The following is a 23,716-nucleotide window of genomic DNA, read 5'->3' on the forward strand; positions in this document are numbered from 1 at the left end:
CCCCCTTTACTTTTGACAGTTCACGCAGTAAAACGTGGAACGCTGGCCCTGCACGATCTGGCGGATAGGCGCGCCGCACACGCGGCATGGTTTGCCCGCGCGGTTGTACGTGAAATACGTCTGCTGGAAATAGCCGGACTGGCCGTTCACGCCGATGAAGTCGCGCAGGGTGCTGCCGCCTTGCACGATGGCTTCGGCCAGCACGTCGCGGATCGATTGCGCCAGTTTCTCATAGCGCGCCAGGCCGATGCGCCGCGCCGGCGTCTTCGGGTTGATCCCTGCGCGAAACAGGCTTTCGGAACAATAGATATTGCCCACGCCGACGACGATATCGCCCGCCATCAGCACCTGCTTGATATTGCTGCCCTTGTTGCGCGTTTTCTCGAACAGCAACCGGCCCGTGAAGCCGCCTTCCAGCGGTTCGGTGCCCAGGCCGCGCAGCAGCGCGTGGCCATCGAGCGGGCCGTCGGCCTCGTCGTGCCACAGCACGGCGCCGAAGCGGCGCGGGTCCGTCATGCGCAGCACCTGGCTGCCGCCGTCCGCGTCTTCCACGACGAGGTCGAAATGGTCGTGCTTTTGCGCCTCCGTGCCCGTCGGCAGCACGCGCAAATGGCCCGACATGCCCAGGTGGATGATCAGGGTACCGTGGCGGAAGTGGATCAGCAGGTATTTGCCGCGCCGTCCCGTCAGGCCGATGGTTTCCCCTGACAATTGTTCGCCCAGGGCAGGAGGGAAGGGCCAGCGCAGGCCGTCGCGGCGCAGCACGACGGCGCGCACGGCGCGGCCCTCGATATGGGGCGCGACACCGCGCCGTGTGACTTCGACTTCTGGCAATTCTGGCATAGGGCTCGAATGGTTGAAAACCGGGTAAAAACAGGCGGGTTGCCGGCGCAGGGCTGGTTCGGGCCGGCTACGCCGCCACGCCGTATATATTTCGTTACATACGTGAAGTACGCGATAGCCGTGTTGGGCGTAGAATCAAACTTTGCCGTTTAGCCAGGATCAGCCTTTGAAAAACGCTTTCGCCATTGTAACCTTGTCCGCCCTGATGGCCACGCATGCCATGGCGCAGACGCCTGTCGCCCCTGCCGATGGGGCGGCCAGCCCTGCTGCGGCCACCGCGCTGCAAGTGTCCGACACCGAATCCGGCGACGACGCCAAGGACGAGAAACTGCCCAAGGTCGAATTGAGCAGCGACCTGCTGTACAAGCTGACCAAAGCGGAAATGGAATTCAAGAGCGGCCAGTGGCAAGGGCCGTACGTGACGATGATGGTGGCGGCGCAGCAGACGCGCGACCCGCGCCTGGCGCGCCGCGCTTCCGAAATGGCGCTGGCCGCCAAGCAGGGTGGCGAAGCGCTGGCGGCCATCCGCCTGTGGCGCGAGCTGGCGCCCGATTCGGACGAGGCGACGCAGTTCTTCCTCGGCTTTGTCGTGTTGACGGACAAGATCGAAGAAGCGGAACCGATTTTCGCCGAGCGCCTGGCCAAGGCGCCAGCGGGCGCGCGCGGCGTGGCCCTGTTCCAGATGCAGCAGATTTTGTCGCGCTCGAATGACAAGCTGTTCGCGTATGCCATGCTCACGCGCCTGGTGCAACCCTACCTGGACATGTTCGAAGCGCACCTGGTGCTGGCGCAGGGCGCCTTGTCGCTCGGCGAGCGTGAGCGCGCCATCGGCGAAGCGAACAAGGCGCTGGCCATCAAGCCGAACTCCGAGCTGGCCGTGCTGACCCTGGCGCAGGTGACGGGCGAGCCCGAGGCGGCGGGGAAGGTGCTGGCCACCTTCCTGCAAAAGAATCCGGACGCCGTCGAAGTGCGCGGCGCGTATGCGCGCCTGCTGGTCGAACAAAAACAGCTGGAGCCAGCGCGTGACCAGTTCCTGCTGCTGCTGAAAAGCGCGCCCGATAACGTGGGCGCGCTGTATGCGCTGGGCATCGTGGCGCTGCAGCTGGAAGACACCAAGGGCGCGGAGCAGTACTTCAAGCGCTTTCTGACCGTGCTGGAAAAATCGCCTGGCGACGCGCGCGATCCGTTCAAGGCACTGATGATTTTGTCGCAGATCGCCGAGACGCGCGGCGACACGGCCGGCGCCATCGCCTGGCTGGACAAGGTCGACAACAGCGCATCAAGCGGTTATGTCGAGGCGCGCTTGCGCCGCGCCCAGCTGATCGCGCGTGGCGGCAATCTCGATGCGGCGCGCAAGGCGCTGACGGAAATCGAAACGAACGATCCGGCAAGCCAGGCGCAGGTGCTGCTGGTCGATGCGCAATTCCTGCGCGACGCCGGCTATGTGCAAAGCGCCTACACGGTGCTGGAAAACGCCTTGCTGCGCTTTCCCGACAATCCCGAACTGCTGTACGACTACGCCTTGCTGGCCGAGCGCCTGGACAAACTTGAGCTGATGGAAGCGAGCCTGCGCCGCGTGATGGCGCTGGCGCCCGACAATCAGCATGCGTATAACGCCCTGGGCTACTCGCTGGCCGAGCGGGGTATCCGCCTGCCGGAAGCCCATGCGCTGATCGAAAAAGCCTTGCAGATGGCGCCGGGCGACCCGTTCATCATGGACAGCATGGGCTGGGTGCAGTTCCGCATGGGTAACCTGGCCGCAGCGGAAGCCGCGCTGCGCCGCGCCTATGCCGTGCGCAGCGATCCGGAAATCGCCGTCCACCTGGGCGAAGTGCTGTGGCAGAAGGGCGACAAGGATGAAGCGCAAAAACTGTGGCGCGAAGCGCGCAGCAAGGACCCGAAAAACGATGCGCTGAAAAGTACCCTGGCGCGCTTGAATGTCAGTTTGTGATTGAACCGATTAACTCAACTATAAAAAACCAGCGCCATGGCGCTGGTTTTTCCTTGTGCCCATGTTAATAAGACTCCTTCCCCTCACGCTCGTCTGCCTGTCCCTCTCGGCCTGCTCGACCCTGACTTCGCCATTCTCGTCCGGCGCCGCGCCATCCGTTCAAACCGTCGCCCCTTACCGCGAACAGGTGGAACTGACGGGCCGCTTGAACGTGGTGTACCAGAAGGATGACAAGCCCGAATCGGCGACCGTCAATTTCAACTGGCAGCAGACGGCGCAGCGCACGGACGTGACCCTGTATTCGCCCGTCGGCAGCACTCTGGCGACGATTGCCGTCACGCCGCGCGAGGCCGTGTTGACGCAAAGCGGCAAGGCGCCGCGCAGCGCGCCCGATGTCGATACCCTGAGCGCGCAGATGCTGGGCTGGTCCTTGCCCGTGTCGGGTTTGCGCGACTGGCTGCAAGGCTATGCCATGGGCGCCGATGGCAAGCGCTTTGTCGCGTCGCCCGCCAACGACAGCGTGACGACCAAAGACGGCTGGCGTTTGCGCTATGTGTCGTGGCAAGAAGTAGGGCAAAATGCGGCTGACAATACACCGGGCGCCTTGCCGCAACCGCGGCGTATCGATGCCGAACGCAATGCCAGCGCGCAGGCCGATGCCGTCTCGCTGCGCATCGTGCTCGATCCCGCCACTTCCGCACCTGCACCATGACACTGACGACCCTGAACAATTGCCCGGCCCCGGCCAAGCTGAACTTATTTCTACACGTCAACGGCCGCCGCGCCGATGGCTACCATCTGCTGCAGACGGTGTTCCAATTGCTCGACCATGGCGACACCTTGCACTTCGCGCTGCGCGACGACACGGCGATAGTCCGCGTGACGGCGCTGGCCGGTGTGCCGGAGCAGCAGGACCTGATCATCCGCGCCGCGACATTGCTGCAGGCCGAAGTGCTGCGCCGCACGGGCGCCTTGCCGCGCGGCGTCGATATCGCCATCGACAAGGTGCTGCCCATGGGCGGCGGCCTGGGGGGCGGCTCGTCCGACGCGGCCACGGCGTTGATGGCGCTGAACCGTTTGTGGCAAGCGGGGTTGACGCGCGAGGAACTGATGGCGCTGGGCTTGCCGCTGGGCGCCGATATCCCGTTTTTCATCTTTGGCGAGAATGCCTTTGCCGAAGGCGTGGGCGAGGCCTTGCAGCCTGTCGCCACGCCAGCATGCTGGTATGTGGTGATCGAGCCGGGCGTGCAAGTACCCACCGCTGCAATTTTTTGCGCGGAAGGCTTGACGAGAAATACCGAACCCGTCACAATAGCGGACTTTTCCAGGTACCTCGCAGAAGGAAACGATGCGGGCGGGTTTGGTAAGAATGATTTACAGCAAGTAGCATGCAGTCTTTTCAAGCCGGTAGCAGATGCGGTAGAATGGCTGGGTGCTTACGGTGAGGCCAGGATGACTGGTTCCGGTGCTTGTGTGTTTAGTGCGTTTGACAGTCAGGAAGAAGCGGATGCGGTGCTCAGCAATGTGCCACCAGTCTGGATCGCCTGGAAGGCAAAAGCGCTGAGTCGCCACCCGATGCTCACCATGTTGTAGAGAGCAAAAAAAGATTTTGCTTAGCGTCAAATAGCCGGTATAATACTGGCCAACATGACGGCAAGCAGTCAGTAACGTAGGGGAATCGCCAAGCTGGTTAAGGCACTGGATTTTGATTCCAGCATGCGAAGGTTCGAATCCTTCTTCCCCTGCCACCATTTCACCGTAGTCTGTCGATGCGAAGTTGGCGTCCAGTGCGGGAAAAAGCAGATATGTTGCCACGCGGCATATTCTAAACAATGACTGACCGGGCCTATGCCCGGTTAGTGCTTTTCAAGACTTCTATATCACCTCTTGGGACTCCCATGGCTTACGAAAACCTGATGGTTTTTACCGGCAACGCGAATCCAGCGTTGGCAGAGGGGGTCGCAAAAAACCTCGGCATCCCTCTCGGTAAAGCAAACGTTTCTAAATTCTCCGACGGCGAAGTAATGGTCGAGATTAACGAAAACGTGCGCGGCAAGGATGTTTTTGTTTTGCAATCCACCTGTGCTCCAACCAACGACAGCCTGATGGAAATCATGCTGATGGTTGATGCCTTGAAACGTGCTTCCGCTGGCCGCATCACCGCCGCGATTCCTTACTTCGGCTACGCCCGCCAAGACCGTCGTCCGCGCTCCGCGCGTGTGGCGATTTCGGCCAAGGTGGTGGCGAACATGCTGGAAGAAGCCGGTGTCGAGCGCGTCCTGATCATGGACTTGCACGCTGACCAGATTCAAGGTTTCTTCGATATCCCAGTCGACAATATCTACGCTTCGCCAATTTTGCTGGGCGACCTGCAAAAGAAAAACTACCAGGATTTGCTGGTGGTGTCGCCGGACGTCGGCGGTGTGGTACGTGCGCGCGCCCTGGCAAAACGCCTGGGCTGCGACCTGGCCATCATCGACAAGCGTCGTCCAAAAGCGAACGTGTCCGAAGTGATGAACATCATCGGTGAAGTCGAAGGCCGCAACTGCGTGATCATGGATGACATGGTCGACACGGCAGGCACCCTGACCAAGGCTGCCGAAGTGCTCAAAGAGCGCGGCGCGAAAAAAGTCGTGGCGTATTGCACGCACGCGGTGCTGTCGGGCCCGGCGATCGACCGTATTTCGGCGTCGCCACTCGATGAGCTGGTCGTGACCGATACGATCCCCCTGTCCGAAGCGGCCCTGGCCTGCGGCAAGATCCGTCAATTGACGTGCGCGCCGTTGCTGGCCGAGACGTTCAAGCGCATCATCAAGGGTGACTCGGTCATCTCGCTGTTCATCGATTAATTCGACAAGAGCAGCAACAGACGTAATGCCTGCGGCGCGACCGGCTTTTTGCCTGTTGCGCCGCAGTGTTTTAGTTTTCGGGGTGCATCTGCACCCATTTCCGAAGATTCCTGGTCGCGGGAATCTTCATAACACAAGGCGCAAGCCTTGTTCTTCTTGGAGTTTCACATGAAAGTTATCGCATTTAAACGCGAATTGCAAGGTTCCGGAGCGAGCCGCCGCCTGCGCATTTCCGGCCAAACCCCTGGTATCGTCTACGGTGGCGCTGAAGCCCCTGTGCTGATCTCGCTGGATCACAACGCCCTGTACCACGCGTTGAAAAAAGAAGTGTTCCACTCGTCGATCCTGGATCTGGAAATCGACGGCGTTTCCCAGCAAGTTCTGTTGCGCGACTTCCAAGTCCACGCATACAAACAACTGGTTCTGCACGCTGACTTCCAGCGCGTTGACTCGAAGCAAGCTATCCACGTGAAAGTGGCTCTGCACTTCATCAACGCTGACGTTTCCCCAGCAGTCAAACTGCACGGCGCGACCATCAGCCACGTAGCCAACGAAATCGAAGTTTCGTGCCTGCCAGGCCAACTGCCTGAGTTCATCAACGTTGACCTGTCGAACATCGACGTCGGTCACTCGCTGCACGTCGGCGACCTGGTCCTGCCAGCTGGCGTGACCGTTGTGGCCCACGGCGACAACCTGACCATCGCTACCGCTTCGGTACCGGCTGGCCAAGTTTCTGCTGAAGCTGAAGCTGAAGCCGCTGCTGCCGAAGCCGACAAGAAGTAATTTTGCCGCCGCAGCAATGCGGTAGTCGCAAGGAAAAACCCGCCAGGTTCGCCGCGCGGGTTTTTTTCTGCCTGTTTTCACCGATAATGTTTTCTTTTTCATTGCAGACACAGCCATGCCCATACGCCTGATCGTCGGCCTCGGCAACCCGGGACCCGAATACGAACAAACCCGCCACAATGCCGGTTTCTGGCTGGTGGACAATCTTGCCAACAGCTTGCCCGGCACGCGCTTGCAGCGCGATTCGCGCTATAACGCCATGCTGGCAAAAACATCGATCGCCGGCAAGGAAGTCTGGCTGCTCGAACCGCTGACCTTCATGAACCGCTCGGGCCAGTCCGTGGGCGCGCTGGCGCGCTTTTTCAAGATCGCCGCCGATGAAGTGCTGGTGGTGCACGACGAGCTCGATCTGATGCCCGGTATTGCGCGCCTGAAGAAAGGTGGCTCGGCCGGCGGCCACAATGGCTTGAAAGACATCACGGCCGCGCTGGGCACGCAGGATTACTGGCGCTTGCGCCTGGGCATCGGCCACCCGCGCACCCTGAGCCTGCAGCAGCAGGTGGCCGACTTCGTGCTGCACCGGCCGCGCCGCGAAGACCAGGAACTGATCGAGCAAGCCATCGAGAAATCCTTGCAGGTGATGCCGCAGATCGTCGAAGGCAAGTTCGAGGCGGCTACGATGAAGCTGCATACAGCGTAATTATTTCCCCGCCTTGCCGAAGCCGGCCATGATGGTTTTCGCCATCTGTTGCTGGCTGGCCTGGGCACTGCTGCCTTCGCCCGCGTTGGCGGCGATCAGCAAGCCGTCGCCGCTGCCGGGCGCCAGCGCGATCAGCGCGTGCCAGTAGCCGTTCGAGCCCAGGTGCGTGAGTACGCGCTGCGGCGCCTGCGGCGGAAAGTGCATCACGCCCCAGCCCAATGCCGCATTCGTGTCGCCTTGCGCCGTGTGCAGCAAGACATACGTTTCCCGTTTCAGCAGTTTCCCCTTGCCATGCTCGCCGTGCAGTTGATCGAGCGCAAACTTGGCCCAGTCTTGCATGCTCAGGTGAATTTCCCCATCGGGCGCCATCATCAACGGATTGCTGGCCATCAAGCCGGCAATCGGCTTGCCTTCCTTGTGCCCCAGGTTCTGCCCGCGCACGGTGGGACCGAACGCGGCCTGCATGCCCAGCGGGCCGAACACTTCAGCCTGCATTAATTCCTCATACGTCTTGCCCGTGACGCGCTCGGCAATGGCGGCGGCGATCATGGCGCCGCTGTTCGAGTAGTGCGATTCGCCGCGCGGCGCGGCCACCGGCGCGTCGGCCAGCGCGCGCTGCGCGTATTCCAGGCGCAGCAGCGGCAATGGACGCGGGTCTGTGTAGGTGGAATTGATCCATGCCTCATCGGGATTGGGCGGCAGGCCGGCGCGGTGCGACAGCAGATCCATCAGGTTGACGTCGCGGTATTCGGCGCGCATGCCGCCGGCCAGCGCGGGCAGCATGTCGGACAGCGGCGCATCCCACGACAGCACGCCCCGTTCCACCAGTCGCGCGATCAGGGTCACCGTCATGGCCTTGCCGTCGGAGCCGATATTCCACACGTCATCGGCGCGCACGGCGTCATGCCCGTCATTGGCGCGCACGCCCGCCTGCGCCTGCGCATCGATCTTGCCGTCGCGGATCACCAGTATGGCCATGGCCGGCACGCTCTTGTCGGCCAGCGCCTGCTGCAGCAGGGTGTTCAAGTCATGCGCGCGGGCGGCGCCGCTGAGCAAAAAGGCGGTGCTGCAAACGAGCGAGGCAAGCAGGGTTTTCATGGTGTCTCCAGTCGATAGGGTGGGGTGAACATGTTAAAATAGTCGCAAAACATGATTTAATTATTGTTTTACGATAATTTATTCTAACCATACTTGACGTTCTCGTATACTTTTAAATATGAAAAAAAATCCAACGGGGCCGGCAGCGCTGAGCCGGCGCGTGCGCTACGGCGTTTCGGGTTTCTTCGTGCTGTACCTGCTGCTGACGGTGCTGGGCTGGCTGGCGCCCGCGCCTGCCGTGCAGGGAGCGGTCGGTGGCGCCGGCATGTATGAACTGTTGCTGCAATTGCAGAGCCAGCCATTCGAACGCCTGGCCGCCATGCCCCTGTGGCAGCGTGGACTGGGCCTGGCGCTGGCCTTGCCGGCCTTGTGCGTGCTGGGTGACGCCGTGCGCCAGCTGGCCCTGGTCTTGCGCCAGTTCGAACAGGGCGTGTATTTCACGCCGCAGGTGGCGCGCCACTTTCGCCGCTTCGCCGGCGGCTTGCTGCTGGGAACGGTGTTGACCTTGCTGGAGCCGACCGTGCGCGGCATGCTGTTTGGCTTGCTGGAAGACGGGGCGAGCCAGCTGCGCCTGGTCATCGACATCACGGGCGGCGACCTGTGGACCCTGCTGCTGTGTTCCGTTTTCTTTGCGCTGGCACAAATCCTCCATGAAGGCGTGCGCCTGGCCGATGAAAACAGCGGGTTCATCTGATGGGTATCGTCGTGCGCCTCGACCTGGTACTGGCCAGGAAAAAAGTGAAATCGAAGGAACTGGCCGCCTTTATCGGCATCACGGAGCAGAACTTGTCGCTCTTAAAGTCGGGCAAGGTGCGCGGCGTGCGTTTCGATACCCTGTCGAAAATCTGCGAGATGCTCGAATGCCAGCCCGGCGACCTCCTGGAATTCGATGCGTCGCAGCCGGACGGTGCAGATGGCGACAGTTAGCGTCACCGGGGCGGTTTTTTTGAAGAGTAGGGTGCATAGAGGTACAATTGACCCCTAGAGCACTAATATAGCAAGATTATCCAGAAAACGCCCGCAACGGCCGTTTTGCACCAGCCGCTTGCCGGCAATATTGATTATTTAAAGGTTTTCCATGAGTCTCCAATGCGGTATCGTCGGCTTGCCGAACGTCGGCAAGTCCACCCTGTTCAATGCACTGACGAAAGCCGGCATTCCGGCTGAAAACTATCCGTTCTGCACCATCGAGCCGAACGTCGGCGTCGTCGAAGTGCCGGATCCACGCATGGATGCGCTGGCCGCCATCGTCAAGCCGGAACGCACGGTCAACGCCATCGTGGAATTCGTCGACATCGCCGGCCTGGTGGCTGGCGCATCGAAGGGCGAGGGTCTGGGCAACCAGTTCCTGTCGCACATCCGCGAAACGGACGCCATCGTCAACGTCGTGCGCTGTTTTGAAGATGATAACGTCATCCACGTGGCCGGCAAGATCAGCCCGCTCGACGATATCGAAGTCATCCAGACCGAACTGGCGCTGGCCGACATGGGCACCGTGGAAAAAGCAATTCACCGCGAAAACAAGAAAGCCCGCTCGGGCGACAAGGACGCGGCCAAGCTGCTGGCCATCATGGAACGCATGATGCCTTACCTGAACGATGCCAAGCCGGTGCGCGCGATGGGCCTCGACGCCGACGAAATGGAACTGATCAAGCCCTTGTGCCTGATCACGGCCAAGCCGGCCATGTTCGTGGCCAACGTCTCCGACACGGGCTTTACCAACAACCCGCTGCTGGACCAGCTGACCACCTACGCACAATCGCAAAACGCGCCCATCGTCGCCATCTGCGCATCGATGGAAGCGGAAATCGCCGATCTGGATGCCGCCGACAAGGGCGCTTTCCTGGCTGACATGGGCCTGGAAGAACCCGGCCTGGACCGCCTGATCCGCAGCGCCTACAAGCTGCTGGGCCTGCAAACCTACTTCACGGCCGGCGTGAAGGAAGTGCGCGCCTGGACCATCCACGTGGGCGACACGGCGCCGCAAGCGGCTGGCGTGATCCACACCGACTTCGAACGCGGCTTCATCCGCGCGCAAACCATCGCCTATGACGACTTCATCACCTACAAGGGCGAAGCGGGCGCCAAGGAAGCAGGCAAGATGCGCGCCGAAGGCAAGGAATACGTGGTCAAGGATGGCGACGTGCTGAACTTCCTGTTTAACGTCTGATTGTCGGACAGATAAAAAAACCTCGCGGCATGCGAGGTTTTTTTGTTTCTGGCGCGCGTACAGCACGCTATGGCGTTGTGGCGCCCTTTGCCGATGCTGCCGTCAAGCTGAGCGCCGTGTCGAGCGCCTCCATGAACTCGGGTACGTTGATGGGCTTGGTCAGATAGCGCAGGAAGCCGGCGTCGAGGCCTTTGCGCACGTCGCGTGGCAGGGCGTTGGCCGACAAGGCGATGACGGGGATGTGCGCCGTCAGCGGATCGACGCGCAGCAAGCCCAGCACCTCGGTGCCGCTGATGCCGGGCAGGTTGATGTCCATCAGGATCAGATCGGGCTGGTGCTGGCGCGCCAGCGCGATGCCGAGGTGGCCATCGACGGCGCTGAGCATGCCCAGGTCGCTGCGGCGGGCGATCAATTGCTCGACCAGGATCAGGTTGGCCGGATTGTCCTCCACGTACAGCACCTTGCGGCGCGGCGCATCGAGCGGCGCATCAGCCGATGGCTCCCGGCCCATATTCCCGGCATGCTCGCCGAGTTGCAGTTCGGGAGCAGACGAGGCCGCCAATTCGATCCAGAACAGCGTGCCGACCCCGACCTCGCTCTCCACCCCCAGCGTGCCACCCATCAGCTCGACCAGCTGCTTGGTGACCACGAGGCCGATGCCGGTGCCTTCCTCGGTGCCGGCTTCCTGTCCCAGCCGGTTAAACGGCTGGAATAATTGTTGCAATTGCTCGGCGCTCAGGCCGTTGCCGGTGTCGCGCACGCTCAGGCGCACTTTGTCGCCATGCCGTTTGCATTCCACCTGCACGCTGCCGCCCGTGCGGTTGTATTTGATCGCATTCGACAGCAGATTGATGACCACTTGTTTGACGCGCGTCAGGTCGGCATGGACGTAGAACGGCTGGTCGAGTGTCGGGAAGGACAGCGTGATGTCGCGCTTTTGCGCCTGCGGTGCGATCATCGCGCGGCAATCGCGCAAGACTTCGGTGAGCGCCATCGCCTCGCGCGACATGGCGACCCGTCCCGATTCGATCATCGACAGGTCGAGAATTTCATTGATCAGGCGTAGCAGATACCAGCCGCCGTTGAGGATCTGGTCCAGCGAGCGTTGCTGCGAGGCACTGGGCGGCGGCGTGTCCGACGCCATCAGCTGGGCAAAGCCCAGTACCGCGTTGAGCGGCGTGCGCAACTCATGGCTCATGCTCGACAGAAATTCCGACTTGGCGCGGTTGGCCTTGTCCGCTTGCGCACGCGCATTTTCCAGTTCGACGCTATTGTCGCTCAGCACGCGATTGAGCAGCTCGCGCTCCTGTTCCGCATGCTTGCGCACGGTATTGTCGGTGCCGATCAGCAGATAGCCGATGATGGCGTCGTCCGCATCGCGCAGCGCCGTCACCGAGACGATCGCGGGGAAGCGGCTGCCATCCTTGCGCACATATGTCAGCTCATAACTGTCTTCGATGCCGCGCGACGCCTTGTAGACGAGCGCGTCAAAACCGGGCGCGATCAGCGTACCGATTTCCTCGGAGAGGGCGGTGGCGCGGCTGATGACCTCGGCCGGATCGGATATGCCGGCCGGCGTGATCTGGTTGATCACCTCGTCTGCCTGATAGCCCAGCATGCGCTCGGCGCCCACATTGAATAATTGGATCACACCCTGTGCATCGGTGGCGATGCAGGAAAAATAGGGGCTGTTGAAGATGGCTTCCTGTAGTACGCCCGCTTTCAGGAGCGCAGGCTGGGCTGCGCGCGCGGCGATGCCGGCACGGTGAATGTCGTTCATGCTTACTGCCCTTGGTTCGCAACGGCCGCTTCCGGTCGGATTGGGCTGGCTGCACATTGTTGAGCGACAGGCGCTGTTGTCTTGTGAAAGACGCTGCTGTCTGTGTTGCAAAACCACACGACAAGCGACATTTTAGCAAATTTCCTCCCCCTCGCCGCGCCGCTCACGCGGACAAGACGGACGCCCGGCCTGGCTCCCCCGCATGTTGCTTCATAGCAAATATCCTTGTGTTCGGTAACCGGCAGATAAGAATTTTCCCAGCAGGCAATATAGGGGTAATGAAATTTTACATTTTAAAAAACACTCAACGCGAGGCCAGCATGTCGACCACCAAATTCCTACCATTCGCCGTGTTGGCGCTCACGCAAAGCATTGCATTCGCACAACAGGTGCCCAGCGCGGGCAGCCAGTTGCACCAGATTCCGCCCGCACCGGCACTGCAGCAAGTGCCGCCGCGCCTGCGCGTCGAGCAGGCCGCCGAGCCGGTGGCCGCCAACATGCCCTCGTCGACCGCGAGCATCGAGGTCAGGCGCTTGCGCGTGACGGGCGCCCGGGTCTATCCGGAAGCGGCGCTGCTGGCCCAGACAGGCTTCCAGCCAGGTAGCCGGCTGACGTTGGCCGAACTCAATGCCATGGCCCTGATGATCGAACAGCACTACCGCAGCAATGGTTATTTCGTCGCGCAGGCGTATTTGCCCGCGCAGGATATCCAGGATGGGGCGGTCACGATCGCGGTGCTGGAAGGTCAGTATGGCCAGATCGGCCTGAAGAACCAGACGAATATGTCCGACGGCAGAGTGGGTGCGCTGCTGGCCGGCATTGACAGCGGCGACACGGTGATGCGCGAGCCGCTGGAGCAGCGCTTGCTGCTGTTGTCGGACTTGCCTGGCGTGATCGTCAAGTCGACGCTGGCGCCGGGCGCCACGCCCGGCACGTCCGACCTGCTGGTCGATGTCCAGCCCGGTCAACGCGTCACCGGCAGCATCGACGCCGACAATGCCGGCAGCCGCTATACGGGCGCTTACCGCATCGGTGCAACCGTCAACCTGAACCAGCCGTTTGGCCTGGGCGACGTCGCCAGCCTGCGCGTGCTGACCTCCGGCGACGGCTTGAAATATGCGCGCGCCGCGTACCAGCTGCAGGTGGGGCGCGCCACGGTGGGTGCCGCCTACAGCCGGCTCGAGTACAAGCTGGGCAAGGAATTCGACAGCCTCGGCGCCCGGGGCACGGCGAGCATCGCCGGCATCTATGGCAGTTATCCGCTGATCCGTTCGCGCGACAACAACCTGTATGCGCAGCTGTCGTACGACGACAAGACCTTCCAGGACAAGGTCCAGGTGGCGTCGGTCGTCAACGATAAAAAGGTGCGCGCCGCCACCATCGGCCTGGCCGGCGACCACCGCGACAGTCTTGGCGGTGGCGGCATCAGCAACTATGCGCTGGCGCTGACCAGTGGCGACCTCGACATCCAGACGGCCGACGTGCGCGCTTTCGATGCCCTGACGGCACGCAGCAATGGCGGCTATCGCAAGCTCGCCTTGAGCGCATCGCGTTTGCAAAGCGTCAGCGACACGGTGTCGCTGTATGCGGCGATCAATGGCCAGCTGGCGTCGAAAAACCTCGATGTGTCCGAGCGCATGGAGCTCGGCGGCATCAACGGCGTGCGTGCCTATCCGGAAGGCGAGGCGTATGCCGACCAGGGTTATGTGCTGAACCTGGAAGCGCGGCTGCAACTGCCGCCGCTGCCGGCCACGCTGCCGGGGCAGATGCAGCTGATCGGTTTTGTCGATACCGGCACTGTCTCGCTGAACAAGAACCAGTGGGCGGCGGGCGACAACAAGCGCACCTTGAGTGGTGCCGGTATTGGCCTGAGCTGGGCCAATAACAATGATTTCGTGGTGCGCGCGTATTACGCGCACAAGCTGGGTGGCGCCGTGGCCACCTCGGCACCGGACAAGGGCGGACGCTTCTGGATCCAGGCTGTGAAGTATTTCTAAGCCAGCGGCCCTGCACGCACAGTCCGACCCATCGCCACGCCCAACACAGAACAGAGAGACACCATGAACCACATTTACCGCTCGATATGGAATGAAAAGACGGGCGCCTATGTCGCCGTTTCCGAAAACACCAGCAGCGCCGGCAAGGCCTCGTCGCCAGTGCGCGGCAGCACCGCCAGCGCGGCCTTGTTCGCCCTGAAGACCTTGTCGGTATCGCTGATGATGGCGCTGGGCGCGAACGTGTATGCGCTGCCGCCTGGCGGCACCGTGACCGCCGGCGGCGCCACCATCAACCACACCAAGCCAGGCAGCATGGTGATCAATCAGTCGACGCAGAACGTGGCGATCAACTGGCAGAATTTTAATATCGCCGCCGGCGAAAGCGTGCAGTTCGTGCAGCCGAACAGCAATTCGGTGGCGCTCAACCGTGTCACCGGCAGCGATCCGTCCAGCATCCTCGGTACGCTGAACGCCAATGGCAAGGTCTTCCTGGTCAACCCGAACGGCATCCTGTTCGGCAAGGGCGCATCCGTCAATGTGGGCGGCCTGGTCGGCTCGACCCTGGGCCTGAGCGACGGTGATTTCATGGCCGGACGCTATCAGTTCAGCGGTGCGGGCAATGCGCATGTCGTCAATCAGGGCGCGATCACGGCCAGTGGCGGCTATGTGGCGCTGGTTGGCGGCAAGGTCGATAACCAGGGCAGCATCGTGGCCAACCGCGGCATGGTGGCGCTGGCCGCCGGCAGCGCCGTCACGCTCGATGTGCTCGGGGGGCAGTTGCTCAACGTGACGGTCGATCGCGGCGCCCTTGGCGCACTGGCGCAGAACGGCGGCCTGATCCAGACTGATGGCGGCCAGGTCATGCTCAGCGCACAAGGCGCGGGCGGCCTGCTGGGCAGCGCCGTCAACAACAGCGGCGTGATACGCGCCCGTACGCTGGAAAACCATAACGGCGTGATTCGCCTGCTCGGCGACACGGCCGGCGGCAGCGTCACGCAGTCCGGCACGCTCGAGGCAACGGGCCGCGGCGCAGGCGAACGCGGCGGCCGGGTGACCGTGCTGGGCCAGCATATTGCGCTGACCGGCACGGCGGCTGTCGATGTATCCGGCGATGCCGGCGGCGGCACGGTGCTAATCGGCGGCAATTATCAGGGCAAGGGTGCGGAAGCGCATGCGACCTCCGTCACGATAGCCAGCGGCGCCCAGGTGCATGCCGATGCGCTGGGCCGCGGCGATGGCGGCCAGATCGTCGCCTGGTCGGACGGTACCACCTCGTTCGACGGCACGCTGACGGCGCGCGGCGGTGCGCTGTCCGGCAATGGCGGCCTGATTGAAACCTCGGGCAAGACCGTGGTGCGCGGCGCCGACGCGTACGTCAACACGCTGGCGCCACGCGGCAAGACCGGCACCTGGCTGCTCGATCCGGTCAACTATACGATCGCGCTCGTCGGCGGCGATGAAACGCCGGCGCAGGTGGCCCTCAGCCTGGCCAGCAGCAACCGCGTGATCACCGCGACGAATGACATCACGGTGGGCAGCGCGCTGACGTGGAGCACGCCGCAAACGCTGGAACTGAACGCCGGCCACGACGTGCTGGTCAATGCGACGATCACCGCCAGCACGGCCGGTTCCGGCATCAAGCTGGTCGCGCTGAATGACGTGGTGCTCAATGCGGCGGCGGCCATTACCGCCAGCGGCAACGCGTCGCTGGTCAGCCTGGATGCCGGGCACAACATCGTCATCGATGGCGCGCTGACGACCGACGGCGGTGGTTCCACGGCCATGCGCGCGACCAATAATATCGCGATCAACGGCGCCTTGAGCGCCAATGGCGGCGGCTCGCTGATGATGATCGCCGACAATAGCATCGCCATCAATAACCTGGTCAGCGTCGATGGCGGCCGGGTGACGTTGCGTGCCGACAATGACGGCACCGGTCCTGGCGCTGCCGGCGGGACGGTGGTGTTTGCCGGTGTCGGCAAGGTCAGCGCCGACAGCACGGTGATCCTCTTCAATCCGAACGGCTATGCCAATACGGCCGCCGAAATCGCCGACTACGGCACCAAGGTGGTCGGCGCGCTCGACGCGCGCGCCTGGACGTTCGCCCGCGCCGACAATAAAGTGTACGACGCCACCAATGGCGCCAGCATGGGCTTCATCAGCGATCCGCGCGCCGGTGGCGACGTCACGCTGGTGCCTGGCATCGCCACCTTCAGCGACAAGAACGTCGGCACGGGCAAGGCCGTCGCCTACAGCGGTTACAGCCTCGGCGGCGGAGACGTGGCGCGCTTCGCGCTGTTCGGCAACGGCACGGGCAGCAGCTCTGCCAATATCAGCGCGCTGGCGATCGTCGGGGTGATCGGTGCCGCCAGCAAGGTCTACGACGGCAACCAGGGCGCCGATATCACCAGCCGCGGCCTGATTGGTGTGCTCGCGGCCGATACGGCGAGCGTCAGCTACACGGGCGGCTCGGCCACCTTTGACAACAAGAATGTCGGCAACAACAAGGCGGTGCTGGGCACCGGCATGGGCCTGACCGGCGCGGACGCCAGCAATTACACGGTCAATAGCAGCGCATCGACCACGGCCAACATCACGCCGGCGTTGCTGACGGTGACGGCATCGAATGCCAGCAAGGTCTATGGCCAGACACCGACCCTGTCGGCCTTCACCTATGCCGGCACGCAAAACGGCGAAACGGTCGGCAGCGTGACCGAAACGAGTATCGGCGCGTCCGCCACCGCACCGGTTGCCGGGCCGTACGCCATCGTGCCCAGCGCGGCCGGCGGCGGCACCTTCACGCCGTCGAACTACACCATCACCTATGTCAACGGAGCGCTGGCGGTGACGCCGGCGCCGTTGACGATCACGGCCATGGATGCGAGCAAGGTCTACGGCCAGACGCCGACGTTGTCCGCGTTCACCACGACAGCGCTGCAGAATGGCGAAAGCATCGGCAGCGTGACCGAAACGAGCCCCGGCACGCTGGCCAACGCGCCGGTGGCCGGACCGTATGCCATCATTCCAAGCGCGGCATCGGGCGGCACCTTTACGCCATCGAACTATGCGATCACCTATGTCAATGGCGTGCTGGTGGTCACGCCGGCGCCGTTGACGATCACGGCCGTGGATGCGAGCAAGGTCTACGGCCAGACGCCGACGTTGTCCGCGTTCACCACGACAGCGCTGCAGAATGGCGAAAGCATCGGCAGCGTGACCGAAACGAGCCCCGGCACGCTGGCCAACGCGCCGGTGGCCGGACCGTATGCCATCATTCCAAGCGCGGCATCGGGCGGCACCTTTACGCCATCGAACTATGCGATCACCTATGTCAATGGCGTACTGGTGGTCACGCCGGCGCCGTTGAGCATCACCGCCAATAACGTCACCAAGGCGTATGGCGAGACGCCGGACTTGAGCGGCTTTACCTCGAGCGCACTGCAGAACGGCGAAAGCATCGGCAGCGTGACCGGCGGCAGCCCCGGCGCCGCCGCGGACGCCGCCGCGCCCGGACCATACGCGATTACGCCTGGCAATGCGACGGGTGGCAGCTTTACACCGTCAAATTACGCCATTACTTATGTGAATGGCGTTCTGGCCGTGACCCCTGCGGTGGTCGTGCCGCCGGTGGTCGTGCCACCGGTGGTGGTTGATCCACCGGTCGTCGTGCCACCGGTGGTGGTTGTCCCGCCGGTCGTCGTGCCACCGGTGGTGGTTGTCCCGCCGGTCGTCGTGCCACCTGTGGTTGTCCCACCGGTCGTCGTGCCACCTGTGGTGGTTGTCCCGCCGGTGGTCGTGCCACCTGTGGTTGTCCCACCGGTCGTCGTGCCACCTGTGGTGGTTGTCCCGCCGGTGGTCGTGCCACCTGTGGTTGTCCCACCGGTCGTCGTGCCACCTGTGGTTGTCCCGCCCGTCGTCGTGCCACCTGTGGTCACCCCGCCGCTCGTCGTCCCGCCTGTTGTGGTGCCACCGGCCGTGGTGCCTCCCGTCGTCGTGGTGCCGCCCGTCCTGGTGCCACCCGTGCCGGTGCCACCTGTCCTGGCGCTGCCGCCAGTGGTCGTGCCGCCGAATAACGTGACACCCGTGGTGCCGCCCATCGTGACACTGGAGGTGGTGCCGCCGGCCTTGCCGCCTGATACGACATTCACGCTGCCGCCGCCTGCACCGCCGGTGTCGCCGCCGGTACCGGTCGCCGCGCCACCAGCGCCGCCAGCGCCGCCTGTCACGCTGCGGGAAGCGCCGCCACCGCCCTATGTGCCGGTGTCGCGTCCACGCAAACAGGATCGCAACTGATGGCCAGACGATGGGGCCGCCTGCTGTACGTGCTGAGCGCCGTGCTTGCGGCGCCTTGGGCGCTGGCGGCCGGGGGGCGGGCCGACTTCAAGCTGGAGCCGGCCTCTTCCGAAGCGAGCAGGCTGGCGGACTGGATCGTCGATTCCGGTGACAATGGCCGGCTGCCGTTCGTCATCGTCGACAAGCAGGGCGCCAGGGTGTTTGTCTTCAGCGCCGACGGCGGCTTGCGTGGCGCCTCGCCCGCCTTGCTGGGACAGTCGTCGGGCGATGACTCGGCGCCCGGCATCGGCACGCGCAAGCTGGCCGACATCCTGCCCGAGGAGCGCACCACGCCGGCGGGCCGTTTTGTCGCTTCGCTGGGCCATAACCTGCACGGCGGCGAAATCCTGTGGGTCGATTACGACGCCGCCCTTTCCCTGCATCCGGTGATCACCAGCAATCCGCGCGAACACCGGCTGCAGCGCCTGGCCAGCGCCACGCCGCTCGACAATCGCATTTCCTATGGCTGCATCAATGTGCCGGCCAAGTTTTACCATGGTGTCGTCAGCCCGGCCTTCAGGCAGTCCGACGGCATCGTGTATATCCTTCCAGAAACGCGACCGGCCAGCGCCGTGTTCCCGCTCTCGCCGGCGCAATAATCATTCGACGGCCATGCTGCCCGAACGTTGCCACGTCCACATCAGGCCGATGCCGGCCGAGGTGCCGCTGTTCTGCCGCAGCAGGGGGCTGGTACGGTTGGCGGCGCTTGCGTAGTTGTCATAGCGCAAAAAGGCAAAGGCGCGCCAGTCCTGGTGCAGCCGGTAGGAACCACCCAGGCCCAGGCGCGTGAGCATCAGCCCGCTTTTTGCCGCATACGCCGGACGCTGACCGGTGGCAAACGCGGGGTTGACCCCATAAAAATAATCGTTGATGGCGGCATTGCCCAGTACGGCGCCCAGGCTGGCATCGACGTGCCATGCCTGCTGCTCGCCTTGCAGTGCATATACGAGGCGTGGCTCGAACGTGGCGCCCTGGCGGCGCAGGCCGCCGCGTGCTTCGATGACGGCGCGCAAGGGCAGTTCCAGGCCCAGGCGGCTGTGTTGCGTCGGCTCGGCCAGCTTGATTTTCAGGCGCGGGCCAAATTCCACCAGGGTGCCCAGGTCCGGCATGCCGCGCCGGGCCGGCACGTCGCTGGACCTGGCCGGCAAGGACAGGGCGAAACCCACGTCGAATTCCACTCGGTCCGTATTGAGCAGGCGCGCACCCACGCCGGAGCGGTCGGCGCGCAATACTTTTCCGCGATAAATCAGATAGGGCAGGGCCAGGCTGCGCGTCGAGCGTTCGCTGGCGCCCGGATAGGCGGGCGTGATGGCCGTGCCGCCAAACACGCCCGCTTCCCATAATGGCAAGGCTGGCTCGGCGGCAAGTGCTGGCGCCATGCTGGCGAAGAGGGGGCAGGCGGCCAGCAAGGTGCGTGCGATGTTCATTGCCGGACTCCGCAGGGCTTGCCGACTGGCAGCGATGCCAGATCCGTCAATGTGTCCGGTTTCTTTGCCAGCGCGATGGCCTGGCGGAAATGAAATGCGGCCGCATCATCGCGGCAGGCGGCGCTGGCGGCGCGTCCCGCCTGGTAGTGCAAACGGGCTTGCCAGGCAGCATCGCCATGGCCGAGTTCCGCATTCTCGGCCGCGGCTGCGTAGTTGCGCATGGCCCGCTCCCAGTCGCCCTGGCTGGCCGCCTCCCGCGCGAACTGTTCCTGCTGCGCCGCCGTGCGCAGTTCGATTTGCGTCGAGCAGGCGCCCAGCGCCATCAGGACGAGCGGCAGGATGAGGCAAGCGCGGAAGGGGAGCGGTGTGGGCATGGCGCCACTCTAGCGCATGTGCGGGCGCGCACGTTTGCGCGATACGCATGAATTCGGGATTTGCGCCGGCATGGATGACATATAATTTGCACACGACTTTGTTATTTTTGACATATCACCGAACAGGAGCACCATGTTTTCACGTAAATTCCATTCTTGTGCACAGCTGATGCTGGCCACCTTGATGATGGGCTTTGTCGCCGCGTCCCCCGCGCGCGCGCAGCAAGCGGCCGTCAAATTGCCGAATGTGGTGATTCTGGCTACGGGCGGCACCATCGCCGGCAGCGGCGCCGACAGCACCACCACCGTCGGCTACACCTCGGCCACCGTGGGCGTCGAGCGCCTGATCGCGGCCGTGCCGGAACTGAAGAAAGTGGCCAATGTGAAAGGCGAGCAAGTGTTCCAGATCGCCAGTGAAAGCATGGGCAATAGCCACTGGCTGGCGCTGGCCAAACGCATCAACGTGCTGCTGGCCTCGAACGATGTCGATGGCGTGGTCGTCACGCACGGCACCGATACCATCGAAGAGACGGCGTATTTCCTGAACCTCACCGTGAAGAGCCACAAACCCGTGGTCGTGGTGGGCGCCATGCGTCCGTCGACGGCCATTTCGGCTGACGGCCCGATCAACCTGTACAACGCCGTGATGCTCGCTGGCAGCAAGGAAGCCGTGGGCAAGGGCGTGCTGGTGGCCTTGAATGACCAGATCAACGCGGCGCGCGAAGTGACCAAGACGAACACCTCGACCACCGATACCTTCAAATCGCCGGAACTGGGCATGCTCGGCTACATCCAGGGTAGCAAGGCCTTTTTCTACCGCCAGTCGACGCGCAAGCACACCCTGGAATCGGAATTTGACATCAGCAAGCTCGATGCCTTGCCGCAAGTGGACATCGTGTATGGCTACGCCAACATGAACCGTGTCGGCATGGACGCGTTTATTGCCGCCGGCGCCAAGGGCATCATCCACGCGGGCGTGGGCGATGGCAGCGTGGCCGCGCAAATGAAGCCGGCCCTGGTGGAAGCGCGCCAGAAGGGCGTGCTGATCGTGCGTTCGAGCCGCGTCGGCCAGGGCATCGTGGCGCGCAATGGCGAAGCCAACGACGATGAACTCGACAGTGTCGTGTCCGATACCCTGAACCCGCAAAAAGCCCGCATCCTGCTGATGCTGGCCTTGACCAAGACCAACAGCACGCAAGAAATCCAGCGTATTTTCTATACGTATTGATCCTTCTCGCGCCAGGCCAGCCTTATTGGCTGAGCCTGGCTGATTTACGCTAGCCCGCTTTGCTGCCATACTTCGCACCTGAATAATTTCCTGGCAGAAGCAGCAATACTGTTCCTTGTCCCCTGTTCATGGCTATCCTGTCCGACATCATCCTGTATCCGATCAAATCGTGCGCCGGCATCCATTTGCAGGAGGCAGTGCTCACGCATTCCGGACTGATGAGCGAACACGTGTTCGACCGCGAATGGATGGTGGTCGATGCGCAGGGCCGTTTCCTCACCCAGCGCGAACATCCGCGCATGGCGCTGATCGTGCCTTCCATCAAGGCCACCACGCTGGAATTGCGCGCGCCGGGCATGCTGCGCCTGGAAATCGAACTGGGCTTGCCACATCCGCAACTGGCGCCCATGCTGGAAGTGCAGGTGTGGGACGATAGCGTGCGCGCCTACGATTGCGACGACGTCACGGCCACCTGGTTTTCCAACGCCATCGGCGTGCCGTGCCGCCTGGTGCGCTTTCACCCGGACGTGGTGCGCGCCACCAGCACGGAATGGACGAATGGCATTGCCGCCGCGACCATGTTTGCCGACGGCTACCCGGTGCTGATCGCCGGCAGTGCTTCGCTCGATGACGTGAATGACAAGCTGCGCGCCGCCGGGCGCGAGGCGCTGCCGATGAACCGTTTCCGTCCCAATCTGGTGATCGGCGACATCGGCGCCTTCGAGGAAGACTACGCCGACTTCCTGCGGTTCGGCGCCACCGTGTTAACACCCGTCAAGCCGTGCTCGCGCTGCCCGATCCCGTCGGTGGACCAGGCCACGGGCGTGCCCGGACCGGACCCGCTCGACGTCATGCATGGCTATCGCGCCAAGCCCGAACTCGATGGCGCCATCTGCTTCGGCATGAACGCCATCGTCACCGACGGCGGCGACGAGCGCATCGTGGTGGGGCAGGACATCGGTTTCGAACTGGCATTTTAAGCATGGCGCCCGCACACAAGGGTTTAAGGTTTTTATGAATCAAGCAATACCGCCGGACCCGCGCATTGCCAGCCTCGAAGCCGAAAACCAGGCCTTGCGCGCGCGCATGGCTTTCCTGCTGGAACAGGTCGAGCGCAACCACGACATCATGTGCCGCCACCAGGCGTTCGACCTGGAAATCGTCGGCGCGTCCACGTTTCCCGAACTGATCGGCACCATCTTTCGCACCTTGCCCGTGATTTCCGACCTCGACGGCGTCACCTTGAGCCTGCTCGACGAGGATGACGATATCGTGCTGGTGATGGAAAAGCTGGGCGTCGATTTCAGCGCCTTTCCGCAGTTGCTGTTCGTGCATGCCGTGGCGGAGCTGGGTTTTGCTGCACCAAAGCCCGCAGCCGAAGGGGAAGCGGCCTTGCCGCCGTCGCCCCTGCTGGGACAGTTCGACGCCGCCGTGCATGGCCCGCGTTTTCCGGGCATTGACGCTCCCCTGCGCAGTGTGGCGCTGGTGCCCTTGCTGCGCAACAAGCGGCTGATTGGCAGCCTGAACCTGGCCAGCGGCGACGTAATGCGCTTCACGCCTTCGCTGGGCACGGATTTCATCAAGCACATGGCCTCCATCATCGCCATTTGCCTGGAAAACGTGATCAGCAATGAAATGCTGAAATACATCGGCTTGACCGATTCCCTGACGGGCGTCTATAACCGCCGCTATATCGACCGCCGGCTGCTGGAAGAAATCGGCCGCGCGCGGCGCCAGAATTATTGCATTTCGTGTATGTATATCGATATCGACCATTTCAAGCTGGTCAATGACACCTATGGCCACCAGGGCGGCGATGAAGTGCTGCGCGAAGTGGCCCAGCGCATCCGCACGGAATTGCGCCGCTCCGATGCGCTGGGCCGCTTCGGCGGCGAGGAATTCGTCGTCCTGCTGATCGATGCCGACCTCGACAGCGCGACCTTCGTTGCCGAACGCATCCGCGCCAGCATCGCCGGCACCATGTTTGACTTGCCGGGCAGCGCACAGGCGTGGGTCAGCGTGTCGATCGGCGTGGCCAGCCTGGAAGCGGACGTGGCCTTGCTACCGATCGAAACGGTGGCGCAGCAGCTGGTGGCGCACGCCGACCAGGCCCTGTACCAGGCCAAGGCGGGCGGACGCAACAAGGTCATCAGCTGGCAGGCGCAGATCGGCTGACCAAGATCG

20 protein-coding genes and 1 tRNA gene are annotated in these 23,716 nt (G+C 63.1%); 16 read left to right on the forward strand and 5 right to left on the reverse strand.

Features of this window, described 5'->3' with window-relative positions; all coding sequences use genetic code 11:
- Positions 1-6 precede the first annotated feature (6 nt).
- Entirely contained in the window at positions 7-843 is an 837-nt protein-coding gene (mutM, locus tag ACP7DW_RS11185) for a bifunctional DNA-formamidopyrimidine glycosylase/DNA-(apurinic or apyrimidinic site) lyase (RefSeq protein WP_426054948.1), read from the reverse strand.
- 166 nt (positions 844-1,009) lie between these two features.
- Here mutM and ACP7DW_RS11190 point away from each other — a divergent pair, with 166 nt between their 5' ends.
- The 7 genes from ACP7DW_RS11190 (at position 1,010) to pth (ending at position 7,126) form a co-directional block, all read left to right on the forward strand.
- Positions 1,010-2,794, forward strand: a complete 1,785-nt coding sequence (locus tag ACP7DW_RS11190) for a tetratricopeptide repeat protein (protein ID WP_426054947.1) — start codon at positions 1,010-1,012, stop codon at positions 2,792-2,794.
- A 61-nt stretch (positions 2,795-2,855) separates the two neighbouring features.
- Positions 2,856-3,506 carry an outer membrane lipoprotein LolB gene (locus tag ACP7DW_RS11195; RefSeq protein ID WP_426054946.1) on the forward strand — a complete coding sequence of 217 codons (651 nt, stop codon included), beginning with the start codon at positions 2,856-2,858 and terminating at the stop codon, positions 3,504-3,506.
- On the forward strand, positions 3,503-4,387 hold the full coding sequence (ispE, locus tag ACP7DW_RS11200) for a 4-(cytidine 5'-diphospho)-2-C-methyl-D-erythritol kinase (protein WP_426054945.1): 885 nt from the start codon (positions 3,503-3,505) through the stop codon (positions 4,385-4,387). Before ACP7DW_RS11195 ends, ispE begins: the two co-directional genes overlap by 4 nt.
- A 78-nt stretch (positions 4,388-4,465) precedes the next feature.
- Positions 4,466-4,542: transfer RNA gene (locus ACP7DW_RS11205), tRNA-Gln, on the forward strand.
- A 150-nt stretch (positions 4,543-4,692) separates the two neighbouring features.
- Entirely contained in the window at positions 4,693-5,643 is a 951-nt protein-coding gene (locus ACP7DW_RS11210; RefSeq protein ID WP_034753270.1) for a ribose-phosphate pyrophosphokinase, read from the forward strand.
- A 168-nt stretch (positions 5,644-5,811) separates the two neighbouring features.
- Positions 5,812-6,426 (forward strand): 50S ribosomal protein L25/general stress protein Ctc, encoded by a 615-nt coding sequence (locus tag ACP7DW_RS11215; protein WP_426054944.1) that lies wholly within the window; start codon positions 5,812-5,814, stop codon positions 6,424-6,426.
- 115 nt (positions 6,427-6,541) lie between these two features.
- Complete coding sequence (gene pth / locus ACP7DW_RS11220; RefSeq protein WP_071079737.1) at positions 6,542-7,126, forward strand: aminoacyl-tRNA hydrolase; 585 nt, start codon at positions 6,542-6,544, stop codon at positions 7,124-7,126.
- Here pth and ACP7DW_RS11225 read toward each other — a convergent pair whose 3' ends face one another.
- Positions 7,127-8,224 (reverse strand): serine hydrolase domain-containing protein, encoded by a 1,098-nt coding sequence (locus ACP7DW_RS11225; RefSeq protein WP_426054943.1) that lies wholly within the window; start codon positions 8,222-8,224, stop codon positions 7,127-7,129.
- 118 nt (positions 8,225-8,342) lie between these two features.
- On the opposite strand from ACP7DW_RS11225, the gene ACP7DW_RS11230 reads away from it, so the two are divergent.
- The 3 genes from ACP7DW_RS11230 (at position 8,343) to ychF (ending at position 10,394) form a co-directional block, all read left to right on the forward strand.
- Positions 8,343-8,918, forward strand: a complete 576-nt coding sequence (locus ACP7DW_RS11230) for a hypothetical protein (RefSeq protein WP_426054942.1) — start codon at positions 8,343-8,345, stop codon at positions 8,916-8,918.
- Positions 8,918-9,151 carry a helix-turn-helix domain-containing protein gene (locus ACP7DW_RS11235; RefSeq protein ID WP_426054941.1) on the forward strand — a complete coding sequence of 78 codons (234 nt, stop codon included), beginning with the start codon at positions 8,918-8,920 and terminating at the stop codon, positions 9,149-9,151. The genes ACP7DW_RS11230 and ACP7DW_RS11235 overlap by 1 nt, the downstream gene beginning before the upstream one ends.
- Positions 9,152-9,302: 151 nt before the next feature.
- Positions 9,303-10,394 (forward strand): redox-regulated ATPase YchF, encoded by a 1,092-nt coding sequence (gene ychF, locus ACP7DW_RS11240; protein ID WP_099760900.1) that lies wholly within the window; start codon positions 9,303-9,305, stop codon positions 10,392-10,394.
- A 67-nt stretch (positions 10,395-10,461) separates the two neighbouring features.
- Here ychF and ACP7DW_RS11245 read toward each other — a convergent pair whose 3' ends face one another.
- The gene (locus ACP7DW_RS11245) at positions 10,462-12,174 is read right to left on the reverse strand and encodes a PAS domain-containing hybrid sensor histidine kinase/response regulator (protein WP_426054940.1); all 1,713 of its coding nucleotides are present in this window, start codon (positions 12,172-12,174) and stop codon (positions 10,462-10,464) included.
- Positions 12,175-12,494: 320 nt separating this feature from the next.
- On the opposite strand from ACP7DW_RS11245, the gene ACP7DW_RS11250 reads away from it, so the two are divergent.
- The 3 genes from ACP7DW_RS11250 (at position 12,495) to ACP7DW_RS11260 (ending at position 19,102) form a co-directional block, all read left to right on the forward strand.
- Positions 12,495-14,171, forward strand: a complete 1,677-nt coding sequence (locus ACP7DW_RS11250; protein WP_426054939.1) for a ShlB/FhaC/HecB family hemolysin secretion/activation protein — start codon at positions 12,495-12,497, stop codon at positions 14,169-14,171.
- A 63-nt stretch (positions 14,172-14,234) separates the two neighbouring features.
- Positions 14,235-18,464, forward strand: a complete 4,230-nt coding sequence (locus tag ACP7DW_RS11255; protein WP_426085150.1) for an MBG domain-containing protein — start codon at positions 14,235-14,237, stop codon at positions 18,462-18,464.
- Complete coding sequence (locus ACP7DW_RS11260) at positions 18,464-19,102, forward strand: hypothetical protein (protein ID WP_426054938.1); 639 nt, start codon at positions 18,464-18,466, stop codon at positions 19,100-19,102. Before ACP7DW_RS11255 ends, ACP7DW_RS11260 begins: the two co-directional genes overlap by 1 nt.
- On the opposite strand, the gene ACP7DW_RS11265 is transcribed toward ACP7DW_RS11260, so the two are convergent.
- Both ACP7DW_RS11265 and ACP7DW_RS11270 read right to left on the reverse strand, forming a co-directional pair.
- Positions 19,103-19,930 carry a MipA/OmpV family protein gene (locus ACP7DW_RS11265; protein WP_426054937.1) on the reverse strand — a complete coding sequence of 276 codons (828 nt, stop codon included), beginning with the start codon at positions 19,928-19,930 and terminating at the stop codon, positions 19,103-19,105.
- The gene (locus ACP7DW_RS11270; protein ID WP_426054936.1) at positions 19,927-20,304 is read right to left on the reverse strand and encodes a hypothetical protein; all 378 of its coding nucleotides are present in this window, start codon (positions 20,302-20,304) and stop codon (positions 19,927-19,929) included. Before ACP7DW_RS11270 ends, ACP7DW_RS11265 begins: the two co-directional genes overlap by 4 nt.
- A 133-nt stretch (positions 20,305-20,437) precedes the next feature.
- Between ACP7DW_RS11270 and ACP7DW_RS11275 the strand changes: the two genes are divergently transcribed.
- The 3 genes from ACP7DW_RS11275 (at position 20,438) to ACP7DW_RS11285 (ending at position 23,707) form a co-directional block, all read left to right on the forward strand.
- Entirely contained in the window at positions 20,438-21,532 is a 1,095-nt protein-coding gene (locus ACP7DW_RS11275) for a type II asparaginase (protein WP_426054935.1), read from the forward strand.
- Between the two features lie 128 nt (positions 21,533-21,660).
- Positions 21,661-22,512, forward strand: a complete 852-nt coding sequence (locus ACP7DW_RS11280; protein ID WP_426054934.1) for an MOSC domain-containing protein — start codon at positions 21,661-21,663, stop codon at positions 22,510-22,512.
- Positions 22,513-22,546: 34 nt separating this feature from the next.
- Complete coding sequence (locus ACP7DW_RS11285; RefSeq protein WP_426054933.1) at positions 22,547-23,707, forward strand: DUF484 family protein; 1,161 nt, start codon at positions 22,547-22,549, stop codon at positions 23,705-23,707.
- The last annotated feature ends 9 nt before the right edge of the window (positions 23,708-23,716 follow it).

It is taken from the genome of Janthinobacterium sp. PSRC1-1, from assembly GCF_049897525.1.
GTDB lineage: Bacteria > Pseudomonadota > Gammaproteobacteria > Burkholderiales > Burkholderiaceae_D > Janthinobacterium > Janthinobacterium tructae.